6 protein-coding genes are annotated in these 3722 nt (G+C 58.8%); 3 read left to right on the top strand and 3 right to left on the bottom strand.

All coding sequences use genetic code 11. The annotated features are described in order from the left end of the window. Both QN397_RS26465 and QN397_RS26460 read left to right on the top strand, forming a co-directional pair. On the top strand, positions 1–300 hold a 300-nt coding region (locus tag QN397_RS26465; RefSeq protein WP_323502490.1), incomplete at its 5' end, for a hypothetical protein. Next, the gene (locus QN397_RS26460) at positions 297–596 is read left to right on the top strand and encodes a hypothetical protein (protein WP_323502488.1); all 300 of its coding nucleotides are present in this window, start codon (positions 297–299) and stop codon (positions 594–596) included. The genes QN397_RS26465 and QN397_RS26460, both read left to right, overlap by 4 nt. A gap of 341 nt (positions 597–937) precedes the next feature. Here QN397_RS26460 and QN397_RS26455 read toward each other — a convergent pair whose 3' ends face one another. The 3 genes from QN397_RS26455 to QN397_RS26445 form a co-directional block, all read right to left on the bottom strand. Next, a complete protein-coding gene (locus tag QN397_RS26455; RefSeq protein ID WP_323499622.1) occupies positions 938–1846 on the bottom strand; it encodes an alpha/beta hydrolase in 909 nt (302 codons plus the stop codon). 194 nt (positions 1847–2040) lie between these two features. Beyond that, on the bottom strand, positions 2041–2274 hold the full coding sequence (locus tag QN397_RS26450; protein ID WP_323502486.1) for a hypothetical protein: 234 nt from the start codon (positions 2272–2274) through the stop codon (positions 2041–2043). A 136-nt stretch (positions 2275–2410) separates the two neighbouring features. Then, positions 2411–3400 (bottom strand): GNAT family N-acetyltransferase, encoded by a 990-nt coding sequence (locus tag QN397_RS26445; RefSeq protein WP_323502485.1) that lies wholly within the window; start codon positions 3398–3400, stop codon positions 2411–2413. Between the two features lie 80 nt (positions 3401–3480). On the opposite strand from QN397_RS26445, the gene QN397_RS26440 reads away from it, so the two are divergent. After that, on the top strand, positions 3481–3722 hold a 242-nt coding region (locus tag QN397_RS26440), incomplete at its 3' end, for a helix-turn-helix domain-containing protein (RefSeq protein ID WP_323502483.1).

Here is a 3722-nt window from a genome sequence, read left to right as displayed (position 1 = left end):
ATTGTGGGCGTAGGAGTGGGGGTGGTCGTCCCCGTCCAGCAGCCTGACGTCGCGCCGCTCTCGCTGACGCTGACACGCCTCGGTCCGGAAGCAGTCGAAGTGGACTGGAGTGATGATCCCCGAGCGGCCAGTTTCCTTGTCATTCGCGATGGCTTCGACCTGGCGACGGTCACGTCCACATCACTCGTCGATAACTCGGTCATCTTCGACGAGACCTATTGTTATCAGGTGGAGGGGCACGACGCGTCAGGGCGGTTGGTCGCAGCCAGTAGCAACGGGTGCATCACGATCTTTCCTTGAGCGGAATTACGCTCGCCGGGGCCGAGGTGATGGCGGTGCGCCATGGCTGCGATGGCTTCGTTGTGATGAACCTGTGCCCGATCCGCACCAGCTCCTCGCACGACCTGCCCTGGTCGATCGGCGCGGACGCCTACCAGCGCAACATGCTCGAGCTCGTCAGGACGATCACGAGCGCCGCAGTCGCAACCGTTTGGGGTGATTGGGAAGACGCTGGTGTAAGAGACTACCTTGGGCGCGCACGCGAGGACCTCCTGGAACGGGTGGCGGACACTCGCGTGCTCTGGGTCGCGGGATAGAGGCGGGTGTTGAACGCACGGCTGTGCAGGGAACGCGTGCGAGATCAACAGCTTTTGCAACCGTCTGCTTCGGGCCCGTTGCACTCGGTCGGCAATCGTCTTGCGATGTCCCCTCTGAAGAGATTGCACGCATCGTCGAGCTTCAAAAAGCCCTTCGACTTCGATCATCAGCGCAGGTTTTATAGCGACTTGACGATTCGCACAAGTCAAAATTTGGTGATCGAGGATCGAGTCGCTTAATGGATGGCAACCGGAAAGCCCGATGTCGGTTGAATATGAGCGCCGGCAGTATTTGCCGCGCCGGATGAGTGCGACCGATCTTGCTGATCACCACCGCTCGCTCAACTAGGCTTGGTGCACTCCTTTTCAATGTATTCAAGCGCGGCCGGAAGTGCATCGCGGAACGTCATCCATTCATGGTCGCCGTCCACCACGCGTAATTCAACCTGCTTTGGCTGGATTTGATGCAGTCGCCAGTACAAATTTGCTGCCATTGGCGCAATACCCAGTCGGTCGTGGTCACCGGAAACTATCCACATTGGAACGCGAAAAGGTTGCGCCTTGTAAGTGTCGAGCTGTGACGCATAGTTGAGAGACTTCCATGTCTCAGGATCGAATTGCCCGTTGCGCACAAACTGCGGCGTTTGGCGCGACGCCGACGTTTCGGGCGGAAGCGGATCGTAAATCGCAGGACTGATAACTCCGGCTGCGCAAAACTTATCGGGGTTACGCAGCGACAAGTTCAGCGCTCCGTAGCCACCCATGGACAACCCGGCGATGGCGCGTCCACTGCGTTCACGCGAGACCCGGTATTTTTTCTCGACATAAGGCAGAAGGTCAGCCATTACAGCGGTGCCAGCTTTTTCAGCGGCGCCGTCTGTCCACCAAGACGCGCCGCCGGTGGTTGGCATCACCACCACGGAAGGGCGCATAAGTCCCCGTGCGACCAGCCCCTCGAGCGTTTCCTTCGCACCCAGCTTCAGTCGCCACTCGTTCTCATCGCCGCCGGCGCCATGCAGAAGATAGATGACCGGGTAACCTGTTGCGACACCGTTCGGATAGCCATCGGGCAAATAGACGGTAAAGGGTACGTCGCGTCCCAGTGCCGTGCTCGGTGCCTTGTCGGCGTAAATCTCTCCTGAAATCGCGGGCGCTGCGAGGGAGAAAGCCAACACACTCGCGCCGAATAAAGATGAAAAAAGCCCTCGGCCCACGAATTTAAAGCGGGAAATCGGGCTAACGCTAGTCATAGATTTAATCTCCAGATGCGATTGGGGAAGGTTGGCGGAATGGTTGCGCCGAGTCACTTATTATTGCTCTGATCGCGCAGGTGCCTGTCGCACCCCGGTCAATCGGCCTGCCGCTCGGCAGATGTCGGAATTCAGTCTGAACCAGTCGCTCGACCAAGCATTACGAACGGCTGCTTCTGGCCCAAACGCGGACCTTAGAGCCAGCGCGCGGCTGCGTCCGTCGCATCCATCTCGGCAGGTGTTCGCGAAGCCATCAGCGCGGCCGCAAGGTAGAAGCCGACCCCGGCCGTCAGAAGTTGGAGCACCTGACCGGAGGCCGGCACGAGATGCCACGGCAGGTTGAAAGCTATGAACGTCGCGAACCCAACAGACAGGCCAACATATGAGCCCTGACGATAGAGCGTCAGGGTCTGGCAAAGCAAGGGCACCGTGGTCTTGCGCTCGCCTCAAAGGCGCTGGAGCATTGACATCGTTACTTCCAGTCGAGATGAGGTTTGTAGGTCGCTTGCCTGCCACGGCGATCCTGCCACAAGGTCGAGCGACTGCTTTTGGCCCGCTAGCCGGTTATTTAATCAAAGGTTTGCGCAAGACCATATTGCGCCGGGTCACGCGAAAGCCACAGCTTTCATAGAGTCGTGCGGCGTCGTGTGCGTTGTCGGCGTCTACGCCCAACACGGACTCGCTCATGTCAGCATCGCTTTGTGCATGGAGTGCCTTGGCGATAAGGGCGCGCGCCAAGCCACGCCGACGCCATGGTGCGCCGACGCTGATAAATTCAGTTTCACCGCGCCGACGGTTCTGTGTCAGGTTCTGCTCTTCATTGATAAAGGGCTTGACCTGTCCGGCCACCCGCCCGCTCTCAACGTGCCATGCCACTTGCCAAAGGTGCGGCTGGAAAGTCGGCAGCGTGGTCCAGCGCTCAAAGTCGCCTGGCTTTGGCGGTGCGACGCCCCAGTGTCCTTGCAAAGCTTCCATGTGGGCATCGAAGATCGCGCGCAAATGATCCGGATGCACCGGATGCACCGGACGCAACTCGAAGCCCTCGGGCAGTGCTACATCAGGTATGTCAGCGAGCGTTTCTCGCTCCATGGGCAGAAAGTGGCGCACGGATACGTAGCCGGCCCTACGCAGCATTGCTACGCGGCTTATTTCGCCTTCGGTCACGAAAACGTGATGTACGGATACAGCTTCGTGATGGCGCGCAACATTACGTTGTCGCTCCTCGACCCAGCGCAACAATTCCGTGCCGAAGCCGCGACGTCTGAAGGCCGGATGTACGAAACCAACCTGCCCTTGAGCTAGCAAGCCGTTTTCGTCGATCCAGTGCGAGGTGCGCACGTAGCCCGCCAATTTGCCGTCTACCTCGGCCATCATGATGTCGCGAACGGGGTCGAAGTCAGTGAACCGGGCGTAGTCTTGACGTATGTGTTCAGGCGTTCGGACCCATCCCATGTTGTCGGTTGCAAACACTGCGATGGCCACATCGGCCATCGCTGGAAAATCCTCATCGCCGGCAAATGGCCGCAAGCAAAGGCCAGGTTGAAGGTTTTCCATTGGTTGTCCGGTTATGGCCCGAATGAATCGCCCCGGGATTGAACTGACCCCCAGAAGTTGGACGAACTTCAAAGGGTCTTATGGAGAAGTACAAAACGGATTTCAAGCTCCAGGTCGTCAATAGCTTTTTGGGCGGTGAAGGCGGCGCAAAGCTGTTGGCGCGTCGGTGGAACGTGCCCGAGGAGAAGATCCGTACCTGGGTGAGTCGTTACCGACTGCATGGCATGGACGGGTTGCGCCCTAAACGCAGCGCCTACAGTTCGGAATTCAAGCTGCAGGTTCTGTTACATCAGGACCGCGAACGACTGTCCAGCCGTCGGGT

Source organism: Variovorax sp. RTB1 (genome assembly GCF_035018765.1).
Lineage (GTDB): Bacteria > Pseudomonadota > Gammaproteobacteria > Burkholderiales > Burkholderiaceae_C > Variovorax.
The sequence above is the reverse complement of the archived record's forward strand: the minus strand, read 5'-3'. Positions and strand labels throughout refer to the sequence as shown.